The sequence below is a fragment of the Streptomyces caelestis genome (genome assembly GCF_014205255.1).
Classification (GTDB): domain Bacteria; phylum Actinomycetota; class Actinomycetes; order Streptomycetales; family Streptomycetaceae; genus Streptomyces; species Streptomyces caelestis.
In genome coordinates, this window is sequence record NZ_JACHNE010000001.1 from 7728050 (window position 1) to 7741407 (window position 13358).

The 13358-nt window shown below is 70.3% G+C and carries 12 protein-coding genes and 1 riboswitch; of the genes, 9 read left to right on the plus strand and 3 right to left on the minus strand.

The annotated features are described in order from the left end of the window. The first annotated feature begins 18 nt into the window (after nucleotides 1–18). From dxs to HDA41_RS35085, 4 genes are all read left to right on the plus strand, one after another. Nucleotides 19–1914: a 1-deoxy-D-xylulose-5-phosphate synthase gene (dxs, locus tag HDA41_RS35070; RefSeq protein WP_184991187.1), complete on the plus strand. Its 1896-nt coding sequence runs from the start codon at nucleotides 19–21 to the stop codon at nucleotides 1912–1914. Beyond that, on the plus strand, nucleotides 1911–3326 hold the full coding sequence (locus tag HDA41_RS35075; RefSeq protein WP_184991189.1) for an aspartate aminotransferase family protein: 1416 nt from the start codon (nucleotides 1911–1913) through the stop codon (nucleotides 3324–3326). Before dxs ends, HDA41_RS35075 begins: the two co-directional genes overlap by 4 nt. Nucleotides 3327–3390: 64 nt before the next feature. Next, the gene (locus tag HDA41_RS35080; protein WP_184991191.1) at nucleotides 3391–4041 is read left to right on the plus strand and encodes a helix-turn-helix domain-containing protein; all 651 of its coding nucleotides are present in this window, start codon (nucleotides 3391–3393) and stop codon (nucleotides 4039–4041) included. Then, nucleotides 4038–4157 (plus strand): DUF6126 family protein, encoded by a 120-nt coding sequence (locus tag HDA41_RS35085; RefSeq protein WP_184991193.1) that lies wholly within the window; start codon nucleotides 4038–4040, stop codon nucleotides 4155–4157. Before HDA41_RS35080 ends, HDA41_RS35085 begins: the two co-directional genes overlap by 4 nt. A gap of 8 nt (nucleotides 4158–4165) precedes the next feature. Here the strand turns inward: HDA41_RS35085 and HDA41_RS35090 are convergent, their stop codons facing one another. After that, nucleotides 4166–4963, minus strand: a complete 798-nt coding sequence (locus HDA41_RS35090; protein WP_184991195.1) for a tyrosine-protein phosphatase — start codon at nucleotides 4961–4963, stop codon at nucleotides 4166–4168. Nucleotides 4964–5140: 177 nt separating this feature from the next. Between HDA41_RS35090 and HDA41_RS35095 the strand changes: the two genes are divergently transcribed. From HDA41_RS35095 to HDA41_RS35110, 4 genes are all read left to right on the plus strand, one after another. After that, nucleotides 5141–7216 carry an alpha-galactosidase gene (locus HDA41_RS35095; RefSeq protein ID WP_184991197.1) on the plus strand — a complete coding sequence of 692 codons (2076 nt, stop codon included), beginning with the start codon at nucleotides 5141–5143 and terminating at the stop codon, nucleotides 7214–7216. A gap of 317 nt (nucleotides 7217–7533) precedes the next feature. Beyond that, a riboswitch (cyclic di-AMP (ydaO/yuaA leader) is annotated at nucleotides 7534–7688 on the plus strand. 4 nt (nucleotides 7689–7692) lie between these two features. After that, on the plus strand, nucleotides 7693–8637 hold the full coding sequence (locus HDA41_RS35100; protein ID WP_184991199.1) for a M23 family metallopeptidase: 945 nt from the start codon (nucleotides 7693–7695) through the stop codon (nucleotides 8635–8637). Nucleotides 8638–8846: 209 nt separating this feature from the next. Beyond that, nucleotides 8847–9563: a DUF6250 domain-containing protein gene (locus tag HDA41_RS35105; RefSeq protein ID WP_184991201.1), complete on the plus strand. Its 717-nt coding sequence runs from the start codon at nucleotides 8847–8849 to the stop codon at nucleotides 9561–9563. 145 nt (nucleotides 9564–9708) lie between these two features. Then, entirely contained in the window at nucleotides 9709–10494 is a 786-nt protein-coding gene (locus HDA41_RS35110) for an SGNH/GDSL hydrolase family protein (RefSeq protein WP_184994004.1), read from the plus strand. A gap of 135 nt (nucleotides 10495–10629) precedes the next feature. On the opposite strand, the gene HDA41_RS35115 is transcribed toward HDA41_RS35110, so the two are convergent. Further along, on the minus strand, nucleotides 10630–11742 hold the full coding sequence (locus tag HDA41_RS35115) for a serine hydrolase domain-containing protein (RefSeq protein WP_184991203.1): 1113 nt from the start codon (nucleotides 11740–11742) through the stop codon (nucleotides 10630–10632). A gap of 221 nt (nucleotides 11743–11963) precedes the next feature. Here HDA41_RS35115 and HDA41_RS35120 point away from each other — a divergent pair, with 221 nt between their 5' ends. Continuing rightward, nucleotides 11964–12707, plus strand: a complete 744-nt coding sequence (locus tag HDA41_RS35120) for a helix-turn-helix domain-containing protein (protein ID WP_184991205.1) — start codon at nucleotides 11964–11966, stop codon at nucleotides 12705–12707. Between the two features lie 26 nt (nucleotides 12708–12733). Here HDA41_RS35120 and HDA41_RS35125 read toward each other — a convergent pair whose 3' ends face one another. Continuing rightward, nucleotides 12734–13348, minus strand: a complete 615-nt coding sequence (locus tag HDA41_RS35125; RefSeq protein WP_184991207.1) for a TetR/AcrR family transcriptional regulator — start codon at nucleotides 13346–13348, stop codon at nucleotides 12734–12736. Between the last annotated feature and the right edge of the window lie 10 nt (nucleotides 13349–13358).

The window sequence follows — 13358 nt, forward strand, 5'->3', positions numbered from 1 at the left end:
ACCGAAGGGGGCCCGAGCGTGACGATTCTGGAGAGCATCCGGGGACCACGCGACCTGAAGGCGCTGTCCGAGGGGGAACTCGGCGAACTGTCCGACGAGATCAGGGAGTTCCTGGTGCACGCGGTCGCCAGGACCGGGGGCCATCTGGGACCCAACCTGGGGGTGGTGGAGCTCACCGTCGCCCTGCACCGGGTCTTCGAGTCGCCGGTCGACCGCATCCTGTGGGACACCGGCCACCAGAGCTACGTCCACAAGCTGCTGACCGGACGCCAGGACTTCTCCAAGCTGCGCGGCAAGGGTGGCCTGTCCGGCTACCCCTCGCGCGAGGAGTCCGAGCACGACGTCATCGAGAACAGCCACGCCTCCACGGCGCTCGGCTGGGCCGACGGGCTTGCCAAGGCCCGCCAGGTGCGGGGGGAGAGGGGCCATGTCGTCGCGGTGATCGGTGACGGTGCCCTGACCGGCGGCATGGCCTGGGAGGCACTGAACAACATCGCCGCCGCCAGGAACCGCCCGCTGGTCATCGTCGTCAACGACAACGAACGCTCCTACGCCCCGACCATCGGCGGCCTCGCCGACCACCTCGCGACGCTGCGCACGACCGACAGCTACGAACGGATCCTGGCCTGGGGCAAGGACGTGCTCCAGGCCACGCCCCTGGTCGGCACCACCCTCTACGAGGCCCTGCACGGCGCGAAGAAGGGCTTCAAGGACGCGTTCGCCCCGCAGGGCCTGTTCGAGGACCTGGGCCTGAAGTACGTGGGCCCGATCGACGGACACGACATCGGGGCCGTGGAGTCCGCGCTGCGGCGCGCGAAACGCTTCCACGGGCCGGTCCTCGTCCACTGCCTCACGGAGAAGGGCCGGGGCTACGAGCCCGCCCTCGCCCACGAGGAGGACCACTTCCACACCGTCGGCGTCATGGACCCGCTGACCTGCGCTCCGCTCTCGCCGGCGGGCGGCCCCTCCTGGACCTCCGTGTTCGGCGACGAGATCGTCAGGATCGGCGAGGAGCGGGACGACGTCGTCGCGATAACCGCCGCCATGCTGCATCCGGTCGGCCTGGGCGGGTTCGCCGAGCGGTTCCCGGACCGGGTGTGGGACGTCGGCATCGCCGAGCAGCACGCGGCCGTGTCCGCGGCGGGCCTGGCGACGGGGGGCCTGCACCCGGTCGTCGCCGTCTACGCCACCTTCCTCAACCGCGCCTTCGACCAGCTCCTGATGGACGTGGCCCTGCACCGCTGCGGGGTGACCTTCGTGCTGGACCGGGCCGGGGTCACCGGCGTCGACCGGGCCTCCCACAACGGCATGTGGGACATGTCCGTCCTCCAGGTCGTCCCCGGCCTCAGGATCGCCGCGCCGCGTGACGCCGACCAGCTGCGCGCCCAGCTGCGCGAGGCGGTCGCCGTCGACGACGCCCCTACGCTGCTGCGCTTCCCGAAGGAGTCCGTCGGCCCGTCGATCCCGGCGGTGGACCGGGTGGGCGGACTGGACGTGCTGCACCGTTCCCCCGGGCCGCAGGTGCTGCTGGTGGCCGTGGGCGTGATGGCGCCCGTCTGCCTCCAGGCCGCCGAGCTGCTCGAAGCCCGTGGCATCGGCTGCACCGTCGTCGACCCCCGCTGGGTCAAACCGGTCGACCCTGCCCTCCCGGGCCTCGCCGCCGAGCACCGCCTGGTCGCCGTCGTCGAGGACAACAGCCGGGCGGCCGGAGTCGGCTCGGCCGTGGCGCTGGCCCTGGGCGATGCCGAAGTCGACGTGCCCGTACGGCGCTTCGGGATCCCGGAGCAGTTCCTCGCACATGCCAAGCGCGGCGAGGTGCTCGCCGACATCGGCCTGACACCCGTCGAGGTCGCCGGACGGATCAGCGCGAGCCTGACCGTGAAGAAAGAGCTGTCCAAGGAGCCACAGGAATGACAACCGCCGAGTTCGCGTCGGAGTCGTCGCAGGCCGGGGCGTTCGACCTCGGCGCACTGCTCGCCGAACGCGGAGCCGAGCGCTACGAGCTGCACACCCGGTACCTCAACCACCAGCTCCCGCGCATGCTGCACACCATCGGCTTCGACAAGGTCTACGAGCGCGCCGAGGGCGCCTACTTCTACGACGCGGACGGCAACGACTACCTGGACATGCTCGCCGGGTTCGGGGTGATGGGGCTCGGCCGCCACCACCCCGTCGTGCGCAAGGCGCTGCACGACGTCCTGGACGCCCAGCTCGCCGACCTCACCCGGTTCGACTGCCAGCCGCTGCCCGGCCTGCTGGCCGAGAAGCTGCTCGCGCACAGCCCGCACCTGGACCGGGTGTTCTTCGGCAACAGCGGCACGGAAGCGGTCGAGGGAGCGCTGAAGTTCGCCCGGTTCGTCACCGGCAGGCCCAGGGTCCTGTACTGCGCGCACGCCTTCCACGGCCTGACCACCGGCGCCCTCTCCGTGAACGGCGAGTCCGGTTTCCGCGACGGCTTCGCCCCGCTGCTGCCCGACACGGCCGTACCGCTCGGCGATCTCGACGCGCTGGAAAGGGAGTTGAGGAAGGGCGACGTCGCCGCCCTGATCGTCGAGCCGATCCAGGGCAAAGGCGTGCTGGAGGCCCCGCCCGGCTATCTGCGGGCCGCCCAGGAACTGCTGCACCGGCATCAGGCGCTGCTCATCGCCGACGAGGTGCAGACGGGCCTCGGCCGCACCGGCCACTTCTACGGCTACCAGCACGAGGACGGCGTGGAACCCGACCTGGTGTGCGTGGCCAAGGCGCTCTCCGGCGGCTATGTGCCGGTGGGCGCCACGCTCGGCAAGGACTGGATCTTCAAGAAGGTCTACTCGTCGATGGACCGGGTGCTGGTCCACTCGGCGAGCTTCGGGTCCAACGCGCAGGCCATGGCGGCGGGTCTGGCGGTGCTGTCGGTGATGGAGAACGAGCAGATCGTCGCCGGCGTCCGCGCCAGCGGGGAACAGCTCCGGTCCCGGCTGGCGGCGTTGACGGACAAGTACGAGATGCTCGCCGACGTCCGCGGCCGGGGCCTGATGATCGGCATCGAGTTCGGCCGGCCGAAGTCGCTGAAGCTGCGCAGCCGCTGGGCCGTGCTCCAGGCCGCGCGCAAGGGACTGTTCGCGCAGATGGTCGTCGTACCGCTGCTCCAGAAGCACCGGATTCTCACCCAGGTCTCCGGCGACCACATGGAGGTGATCAAGCTGATCCCGCCGCTGATCATCGGCGAGCGGGAGGTGGACCGGTTCGTCGACGCCTTCACGGCCGTGATGGACGACGCGCACGACGGCGGGCTGGTCTGGGACTTCGGGAAGACGCTGGTCAAGCAGGCGGTGGCCCACCGGTAGCGCTTGAGTTTGCCTCAGAGGCAAACAATTTGCCGCTGAGGCAAGGCTCCGGCTGAATGGAGGCATGAGCTCCTCCGAGACCGAGCGGTCCTCCGGGGCCGACCCGTCGGCCGACCAGGCGGCCAGTGGTGCGCTGCCCGCCGTCGCGCCGCAGCTGCGTGCCCTGCGGCGCCGGGCCTCCCTGACCCTGGAGGTCGCTGCCCGCGCCGCCGGGCTGTCGCCCGCCCACCTCTCCCGCCTGGAGACCGGGCAGCGTCAGCCCTCCCTGCCGATGCTGCTGGCACTCGCCCGCATCTACGGTACGACCGTCTCCGAGCTGCTCGGCGAGACCGTCGCCGGCCGGGACGCCGTCGTCCGCGCCGCCGACATGGAACCGACCGCGGCGGGCGGCTGGACGTACTGGCAGGCCGGCGCTCCCGGGCGCGGGATGCAGGCTCTGCGGGTCCACGTCCCGTACGGCTCCCAGGGCGACATCGTGCGCGTCCACCCCGGCGAGGAGTGGCTCCATGTGCTCCGGGGACGGCTGCGACTGAGCCTCGGCGACACCACGCACCAGCTCGCGCCCGGCGACAGCGCCCACTTCGACTCGCTGACCCCGCACCGGATCGCCGCCCAGGACCCGGACGGCGTCGAACTGCTCTTCGTCCACACCCTGCTGCAGAGCCCCACGGCCGCCCTGTGCCTGGGCACACCCACCCCCGGAGACATGCCATGAAGGACATGGAAGAGAAGTTCCCCCGAGCCCTGTGGGTGCGGCTGTTCATCTACCTCGTGGTGGGGCACTTCTTCGCCGCTTTCGTGTACTTCCTGTTCGAGGCAGGGGCCCGCTAGCCCCGTCCTCAGTCGAGCAGTCGCTCGCGCAGCCGCTCCCGGGTCGGGGCAGTGAGCCCGAGCCCCTTCTCCAGATAGGCGCCGACGCCGCCCCAGGTCTCGTCGATGGTGTCGAAGGCCGCCGCCAGGTACTCGGCGCGCGCGTCGAACAGGGGACTGAGCAGATCCATGACCTCGGGGGAGTAGGCCGAGGCGGCCGAGCTGCTGCGGTGCACCTTGTAGCGGCGGTGCTTGGCATTGGACTTCAGGTAGTCGTCCACGATCGCCTCGCGCTCGACGCCCAGGGCGAGCAGCGTCACCGCGATGGACAGGCCCGCGCGGTCCTTGCCCGCCGCGCAGTGCATCAGGGCGGGGACGCTGTCCTCGGCGAGCGCGTGCAGCACCTGGGAGTGCTCGGCCGTGCGGCTCCGGATGATCGCGCGGTACGAGGCGATCATCCGGTCCGCGCCCTTGCCGTCCGAGAGGATCGCGCGCAGCTGGTCCAGGTCGCCGTCGCGGACCATCCGCCAGAACTCGGCGCCGTCGGCCGGGTCGCTCAGCGGCAGGTTCACATTGCGCACGCCCGGCAGCTCGACGTCCGGCCCCTCCAGCTTCTGGTCCGCCGCGTTGCGGAAGTCGAAGATCGTGTGCAGGCCCAGGGTGGTCAGGAAGGCGGCGTCCTCCCCGGTCGCATGCGCGAGGTGGCCGCTGCGGAACAGCACCCCCTGCCGCACCCGCCGTCCGTCCGCGGTCGGCAGTCCGCCCACATCGCGGAAGTTGCGCACTCCGGCCAGCTCGGGCTCGGTCGACGGGACCTGCTGTGTCACGAGGGCTCCTCCCCTTCGGCGCCGCCGCCGCGGCTCGTCGACGGCACCACTCGACGATACGACATGCCTGCCTGGGGCAATGAGTTGTCCACAGGCGTTGCCGGGAGCCCCCGAAGCCCTCGATGATGTTGGGGCCTGGTCGTGCCTGATCGGGCCTGTTCGAATCTGTGAGGCTTGATGCTGGACATCTCCGAAGACGGTCGTACGTGGGTGCTCTCGGGGCCGGCCAGTAGTTACGCCGTCCATGTCACCGACCGCGACGAACTGCTGCACCTGCACTGGGGCGCCCGGATCGGCCTCGCCGACGCCGAGGCCCTCGCCGTCCGGCCGCTGCCGGAGTACTGGCCCTTCGAGTCCCCGCTCGACGGGCGCGAGGAGTATCCGGTCGAGGGCGGTCCCCGTTTCGTCCGGCCCGCCCTGTCCCTGCGCACCCCGGAGCGGCGCGGCACCGAGTGGACCTACGAGGGGCATGACGCCGAGGGCGGCGAGCTGCGGCTGCGCTTTCGCGACGGTGACCTGACCGTCACACTGCACTACCGGATGCGCTCCTCCGCGGACGTCGTCGAGCGCTGGGTGACCCTCGACAACCGCGGACCCGCCGTCGAGGTGCTGCGCGCCGACTCCGCCACCTGGACCCTGCCCGACCGCGACACCTGGCGGCTGTCCCAGCTGCACGGCCGCTGGGGCGCCGAGTCCCGGCTGGAGCGCTCCGTCCTCACGCACGGCGAGAAGGTCATCGGCAGCCGCCGCGGCCACACCGGTCACCAGCACCTGCCGTGGGTCGCGCTCGACACCGACGCGACCGAGGAGCGTGGCGAGGTCTACGGATGCGCCCTGGGCTGGTCCGGCTCCTGGCGGATCGCCGTGGCCCAGCTGCCGGACGCGCGCGTGCAGATCACCGGCGGGGCCGGGTACGACGAGTCGGGCCTGCTGACGCTGGGCACGGGGGAGTCGTACACGACCCCCGTCTTCGCCGGGCTCTGGAGCGACGGCGGCCACGGCGGGGCCAGCCGCGCCTGGCACGCCTACCAGCGGGCGTACGTGATCCCGGACGCCGATCAGGACCGGCCGGTGCTGTTCAACTCCTGGGAGGCCACCGAGTTCGACATCTCCGAGGAGCAGCAGCGGGTGCTCGCCGAGCGGGCCGCCGCCATGGGAGTCGAGCTGTTCGTGGTCGACGACGGCTGGTTCGGGGCGCGCACCAGCGACCGGGCCGGGCTCGGTGACTGGACGCCCAACCCCGACCGCTTCCCCGGCGGTCTCAAGCCGCTCGCCGACCACGTGCACGGCCTCGGCATGCAGTTCGGGATCTGGGTCGAGCCGGAGATGGTCAACCCGGACAGCGACCTGTACCGCGCGCACCCGGACTGGGTGCAGTACCAACCGGGGCGAAAGCGAACAGAGTTCCGCAATCAGCTCGTACTGAACCTCGCCCGCGAGGACGTCCAGGAGTATCTCTGGCGGCAGCTCGACGGGCTCCTCTCCAGCGCCCCGATCGACTACGTCAAGTGGGACTTCAACCGCTGCTTCACCGACGCCGGCTGGCCGGACGACCTCTACCCGCAGCGGCTGTGGGTCGACCACGTCCATGCTCTGTACGCCCTGCTGGACCGGCTGCGGGCCGCCCACCCCGGGGTGGCCTTCGAGTCCTGCTCGGGTGGCGGCGGCCGGATCGACCTCGGTGTGCTCGGCCGCACGGACCAGGTGTGGACCTCGGACAACACCGACCCGCTCGACCGGCTCGCCATCCAGCACGGCTTCAGCCAGGTCCATCCGGCCCGGGCCATGGCCGCCTGGGTCACCGACAGTCCGAACGCCATGCTCAATCAGCGGGCCAGTTCCCTGCGGTTCCGGTTCGTCAGTGCCATGGCCGGAGTGCTCGGGGTCGGCGGCGACCTCACGAAGTGGACGCAGGAGGAGCTCGCCGAGGCTCGGGACTGGGTGGGGCTCTACAAGGAGATCCGGCCTGTGGTGCAGCGCGGCGACCTGTACCGGCTGCGCCCGCCGGAGGGCGGGTTGAGCGCCGTGCAGTACGTCCTCGGCGACGAGACCGTCGTCCTCGCCTGGCTCCAGGCGCAGCGCTACGGCGAACCCGTTCCGGCGCTCCGGCTGCGCGGCCTCGACCCCGCGGCATCGTACGAATGCCTCGAAACGGGCGAAGTTCACCGGGGTGCGGTGCTACTCCATCACGGGCTGCGGGTCGGTCTGCGCGGGGATCTGGACGCCACCGTCGTCCGGCTTCGACGTAAGTAGCCGTTCTGTCCGAATAAGGAGTGCTTCGGTTATTTCGGCATAACGTGCCCCGATCGTAAAGGAGATGAGGTCGGGGTGCGTGAGCATCGTCATATTCGTGACGATGTGTTGTTGCCATGTGCACGTAATTCAGGTGTTGTTCAGGGGTATTGAGGAAAGCGGGAGATCGGTAATCCACGCTCCGTGACGGAAAACGTGCCGACGCGTCAAGGAAAACGCCGTCACAGGCAACCGCAAGCTTGTCCGGTTGCGTCTTGGTCGCTTACGTTCCACACCAATCCGGACGGACGCCTAATCCTGCCGCCGCCCGGAGCCCCACACACTGACCCGACGTACGGCAGGAGCGGGGGACCCACAGGTAAGACGCCTGTTCCGGTTCCCGGAACGGCTTGGGGTTAAGCCGCGCCTCGGCGCGGCCGGGCATCTCCAGCCCGAACCCGACAGCTCACCTCGTAGGCGCCGGAGAGGAATTCGCCATGCCCGCGAAGGGTAAGCACCGCCGCCCGAAGACCCAGCGTTTCACCCGCTCCATCGCCGTCGCCGGAACCGGTGGGGCCGCTCTCGCCCTTCCGCTCATGGGGGCCGCCGGCGCCCACGCCGCCACCCCGCAGTCGGCTCCGGAAAAGACCGTCCAGTCCGCTCCGGCCGCCGAGAAGAAGGCCCCCGAAAAGGCCACGAGCGCCCGTACGTACACCGTGCAGGCCGGTGACTATCTCGCGAAGATCGCCGACGAGCAGAACGTCGACGGGGGCTGGAAGAAGCTCTACTCGGACAACCGTGACGCCGTCGGCGACGACCCGTCGCTGATCCACCCGGGCCTGAAGCTGTCGATCGACAAGAAGGCGGCGGCGAGCGAGTCCAAGTCCCCGGCCCCGTCGAAGCCCTCGGCTCCGAAGTCCACGAAGTCCTCGGCTTCCAAGTCCTCGGCTTCGAAGTCGTCCGCCTCCGAGTCGTCCTCGAAGCCGGCTGCCGCCAAGCCGGCTGCCGCCAAGCCGGCCGCCGCGGCCTCCAGCGGCTACAGCGCTCCGGTGGACGGCGCCACCGTCGGCACGCCATACCGGATGTCCGGCAGCATGTGGTCCAGCGGCTACCACACCGGTGTCGACTTCGTCGTCCCGACCGGTACCTCGCTCAAGGCCGTCGGTGCGGGCACGGTCGTCTCCGCCGGCTGGGGCGGCGCGTACGGCAACCAGGTCGTCATCAAGCTGAACGACGGCAGCTACGCGCAGTACGCCCACCTGTCCTCGCTCTCCGTCTCGGCGGGCCAGACCGTGAGTGCCGGACAGCAGATCGGCCTCTCCGGTGCCACCGGCAACGTGACCGGACCGCACCTGCACTTCGAGATCCGCACCACGCCGGACTACGGCTCGGACGTGGACCCGGTCGCCTACCTGCGCTCGCACGGCGTCTCCGTCGGCTGACCGACCGCACGACCACCTGCCTGACACGCAACCGTCGGCCGGACCCCGATCCCCGGGTCCGGCCTTCGGTGTGTGCGTGTGCTTGTACTGATCGGCCGGCCCCGGCCCAAGGGATCGACAGCGGGCGGCAGTTGGGACAGAGTGATCCCGTCCGGAGCGCAAGCGCTTTCTAGAGCCTTCCAGGCGGAGCCCCCAAGGAGACGTGTCCCGTGCCGACCACCCGCAGAGCGTTCGCAGCCCTCGCCGCCGGAGCCGCCCTGGCGACCCTCGCCCCGACGGGCGCCGCGTACGCCACGCCCCGGCACCGCCGCCTCATCGCCCACGACGACTTCTGCCACGGCCTCGGCCAGTGGGCGACCGAACTCCAGGACGGCGGCACCGTCACCGCCTCGCGCGGCGTTCTGGAGATCGACGTGCCGAGCGGGGCGACCGTGTGGTTCAGGCGGCGGCTCGACGGGCCGTACGTCCTCGAGTACACCGCCACGCCGGTCTCCGCGGGCGGGCCCAACGACCGGGTCTCGGATCTCAACAACTTCTGGAACGCGACCGACGTCCGCTCCCCGGGTGATCTCTTCGCCACGCCGCGCGGTGGGGCGCTGGAGGAGTACGACCACCTGACGACGTACTACGCCGGTTACGGTGCCAACCACAACACCACGACCCGGCTGCGGCGGTACGTCGGCGAGCCCGGTGTCCGGCCCTTGATCTACGACTACACCGAGCCGCTGCTGGTGCCGGGTGAGCCCAACCGGGTACGGATCGTCTCCGACGGTTCGACGGTCAGGTGGTGGAACAACGGGCGCCTCGTCTTCGACTACACGGACTCGCAGCCGTACACCAGCGGGCATTTCGCGTTCCGGACCGTGTGGAGCCACTTCCGGATCACGGGCTTCCGGGTGTGGCGACTGACCCCCCAACATCGCTGACGGATGAACTATTCCGGAGTTGGTGAACACTTGGGGAGTGGCTTATCTCACCGCCCGTCAACCCCTGCCTACGGTCGCGTAGGTCACATTAGAGGGTGAATCATGAGCGGCTGTGGCAGACGATTCGAAGAGTGACAGCAAAGCAGTGATCGGGTCGTACGTGGCGGTGGGGGACAGCTTCACCGAGGGCGTCGGTGATCCCGGCCCCGACGGGGCGTTCGTCGGCTGGGCCGACCGGTTCGCCGTCCTGCTCGCCGACCGCCGGCCCGAAGGCGACTTCCAATACACCAACCTCGCCGTGCGCGGGAAGCTCCTCGACCAGATCGTGGCGGACCAGGTTCCGCGGGCCGTCGAAATGGCCCCCGACCTCGTCTCGTTCTGCGCCGGGGGCAACGACATCCTCCGGCCCGGTACCGACCCCGACGAGGTGGCCGAGCGGTTCGAGCGGTCCCTCGTGCGGCTGACCGCCGTGGCCGGCACGGTGATGGTGACGACCGGGTTCGACACCCGTGGGATGCCCGTGCTCAAGCACCTGCGGGGCAAGATCGCGACGTACAACGGGCATGTCCGGGCCATCGCCGACCGGTACGGCTGTCCGGTGCTCGACCTGTGGTCCCTGCGCAGTGTCCAGGACCGCAGGGCCTGGGATGCCGACCGGCTGCACCTGTCGCCGGAGGGGCACACGCGGGTGGCGCTCCGCGCGGGACAGGTGCTCGGGCTGGAGGTCCCGGCCGACCCGGAGCAGCCGTGGCCGCCGCTGCCGGCCCGGGGGGCGCTTGAGGTTCGGCGGGACGATGTGCACTGGGCGCGGGAGTTTCTGGTGCCGTGGATCGGGCGGCGGCTGCGTGGGGAGTCGTCGGGGGACCATGTGACGGCCAAGGGGGCCCTGTCGCCGGAGGACATCAGGATGCGGATCGCTTCGGTGGCGTGAGGGGTGAGTCCTGCGGGTGCGGGTGCCTGCGGCGGCCTGCGCGGTTCGGTGGGGTGCGCGCCTTCGCCTCCGCGCGGGTGGTGGGTGCACACCTCGACCCTCGCCCAGCTGGAAGTACCCCAAGGCCACCGTTGATCAGCTCACGTGGGAGGGGACCCCGCGGCCGAACACCTCCTTGACGAGCCTCTGCGTCGCCTTCTGGAACGCCTCTGCCATGGACAGTGCGGCGTCGTCGACATAGTTCAGCGCGGCGGTCAGGGTCGTGCTGCCGTCGGGCGTGCTGTACATCAGCGCCGCGTGGCCCGCCATGCCGCCGTTGTGGGTGATGACGGTGCCGCCGTTCTCGCCCACGTCCTGCACGAACACCCCCAGGCCGTAGCCGGCCTTGGGGTGCGGCTCGCGCATCTCGGCCAGCAGCGGCGCCGGCAGGAGCTTGCCGCTCATCAGTGCGGAGATGAAGGTGTGGAGGTCCTGGGTGGTCGAGATCATGTCTCCGCCGGTGGAGATCCAGGAAGGGTTCTGGCGGGTGACGTCGACCGTCTTCTGCCGGCCGGCGTCCTCGTACCGGTAGTAGGCGTGGGCGTGCGGCTCGGGGATCTCCGGGCTGGTGTCCGGCACCACGGTGTCCGACAGCCCGAGCGGCCCCAGGATCAGCCGCTGCATCTCCTCGGCGAGCGAGCGGCCGGTGACCTTCTCGGCCAGCAGCCTGGCCAGTACGTAGTTGGTGTTGGAGTAGCTCCAGTCCGTCCCCGGCTCGAACCGCGCCGGCTTGGACAACGCCAGCCGTACCAGGTCCTGCGGCCGGTAGGTCTTGAACCGGTTGTCCACCCACTCCCGGCCCGCGGTCGTGGCGGGGATCCCCGGCGCGAACGTTCCGTCGTCGTAGTACTCGCCGGTGAAGTTGAACACCCCGCTGGTGTGCTGCAGCAGCATCCGCACCGTGATCCGCCGGTCCAGCCCGAACCCGGGCAGGTAGTCATCCGCCGGGATGTCCAGTCCGATCTTGCCCTCGGCCACCAGCTGCAGCACCAGGGTCGCGGTGAACGTCTTGGTGTTGCTGCCGATCCGGACCCGCCCGTCGGCCGGAGGCTCGGCGCTCTCGCCCAGCTTGCGCAGCCCGGCGCTGCCGACCCACACTCCCCGCTCGTCGTGCACGCGCAACTGCACCCCGGTGAAACCGGAATCGACGGTCTCCTGCATGGCCTTCTGCAACTCCGGGCGATCCTGCCGGGCAGTGGTGAGAGACATGGCTGTGCGCTCCTTCTCGTTTCGGATGCAGGAAAAGCTACGTTGCGTTCAGATGTATGGCAACATATTTGTTGCGGATGCGTGAGATCTCTGCAGCTCATACCTCAGTAATCGTTGCAATGGGCTTGGATTCAATGCAACGATCGGATAGGTTGTCGTTGCAATAAGTGGACAGTGAACGCTATGCTGCCCTGGCGCCTAGGAGTACGAAGGAGACCGTGATGCCGGGAGGCAGGCTCACCCAGCAGGAACGTCAGCAGATCGCCCAAGGGCTGGCCGATGGGCTCGCCTACGCGGAGATCGCCAGGCGTCTCGATCGTCCGACCTCGACGATCACGCGTGAGGTGATGCGGAACGGCGGGCCGACCGCCTACCGCGCCGACCTGGCCCAGCGTTCCACCGAACGCCGCACCCGCCGGCGCAGGCAGGCCGCGCCCCGGGGAGCCGAGGCGCCCGCTCCGGCCCACGGGCGCGATGCCGAGGCCGTGCGTGAGTACGAGGAGATGTTCACCACCCTCCTCATGCAGCAGGGCCTGCCCAAGATGATGTCCCGGGTGCTGACCTGCCTCTACACCACCGACGCGGGCAGTCTCACGGCGTCCGAACTCGTCCGGCACCTCCAGGTCAGCCCCGCGTCCGTCTCCAAAGCGGTCGCGTTCCTCGAAAGTCAGGGCCTCATCCGCCGGGAACGCGACGAGGGTCGCCGCGAGCGCTACGCCGTCGACGACGACGTCTTCTATCAGGGGATGATGGCCAGCGCCCGATCCAGTGCCCAGCTGGCCGAGACCGCACGGCAGGGTGTCGGAGTCCTCGGGCCCGACACCCCGGCCGCCACCCGCCTCGAGAACATCGCACGGTTCGTCGACTTCGTCACCGAGAGCCTCATCCGCGCCGCGGAGCAGGCCCGCGAGGTCCTGCACTCCACACCCGAAACGACCTCAGGCGGCACCGCTCAGGGCGGGTAGACGGCCGTCTCGGGTCGGAGGCCCGGTCAGGGCCGGGTCAAGGCCGCCGGTTCCAGGCCCAGTTCGCGAGCCAGTGCTTCCTCGGCCCACTCCTGCGCGCGGGCCCGCGGCACCGCGCCCGCGTAGGACGTGAGCTGGACGGCGAGGCCGTCGAGGAGGGCGGTGAGGCGGAGAGCCGTGCCGTGCGGGTCGGGGCAGTGGAACTCGCCGGCGGCCACGCCCTCCGTGATGACCTCGGCGAGGGCCGCCTTCCACTGCCGGTCGAGATCCTGGGTGACCTCCCGCAGCGCGGGCTCGCGCAGCGCCGCGGCCCAGCCCTCGATCCACAGCCGCCAGCCCTTGGCCTGACCCGTCGGGGCGTACCACCGTACGGCCGACCGCAGCCGGCGCAGTGCCGACGTACGGCGGCCCAGCAGCCTGTTCAGATGGGCGAGGTCGGCCTCGGCCGCGTGCCGGAACGCGGCGGCGACCAGCTTCTCCTTCGTCGAGAAGTGGTAGAGCACCAGGGCGTTGCTCACACCGAGCGCCGAGGCCACGTCGGCGATCCTGACCGCCACCACGCCCCGGGCCTCGATCTGCTCGACGGCGGCCCGCAGCAGTTCCTCGTGCCGTTCCGCAACGCTCAACCGGACTCTCGTCACGCCGTCACCC

What these genes read in the sequence shown, in the direction of transcription:
- HDA41_RS35075 (WP_184991189.1), top strand. Translation starts at nt 1,911, where the DNA reads ATGACAACCGCCGAGTTCGCGTCGGAGTCGTCGCAGGCCGGGGCGTTC.
- HDA41_RS35080 (WP_184991191.1), top strand. Translation starts at nt 3,391, where the DNA reads ATGAGCTCCTCCGAGACCGAGCGGTCCTCCGGGGCCGACCCGTCGGCC.
- HDA41_RS35100 (WP_184991199.1), top strand. Translation starts at nt 7,693, where the DNA reads ATGCCCGCGAAGGGTAAGCACCGCCGCCCGAAGACCCAGCGTTTCACC.
- HDA41_RS35085 (WP_184991193.1), top strand. Translation starts at nt 4,038, where the DNA reads ATGAAGGACATGGAAGAGAAGTTCCCCCGAGCCCTGTGGGTGCGGCTG.
- HDA41_RS35120 (WP_184991205.1), top strand. Translation starts at nt 11,964, where the DNA reads ATGCCGGGAGGCAGGCTCACCCAGCAGGAACGTCAGCAGATCGCCCAA.
- HDA41_RS35095 (WP_184991197.1), top strand. Translation starts at nt 5,141, where the DNA reads ATGCTGGACATCTCCGAAGACGGTCGTACGTGGGTGCTCTCGGGGCCG.
- HDA41_RS35115 (WP_184991203.1), bottom strand. Translation starts at nt 11,742, where the DNA reads ATGTCTCTCACCACTGCCCGGCAGGATCGCCCGGAGTTGCAGAAGGCC.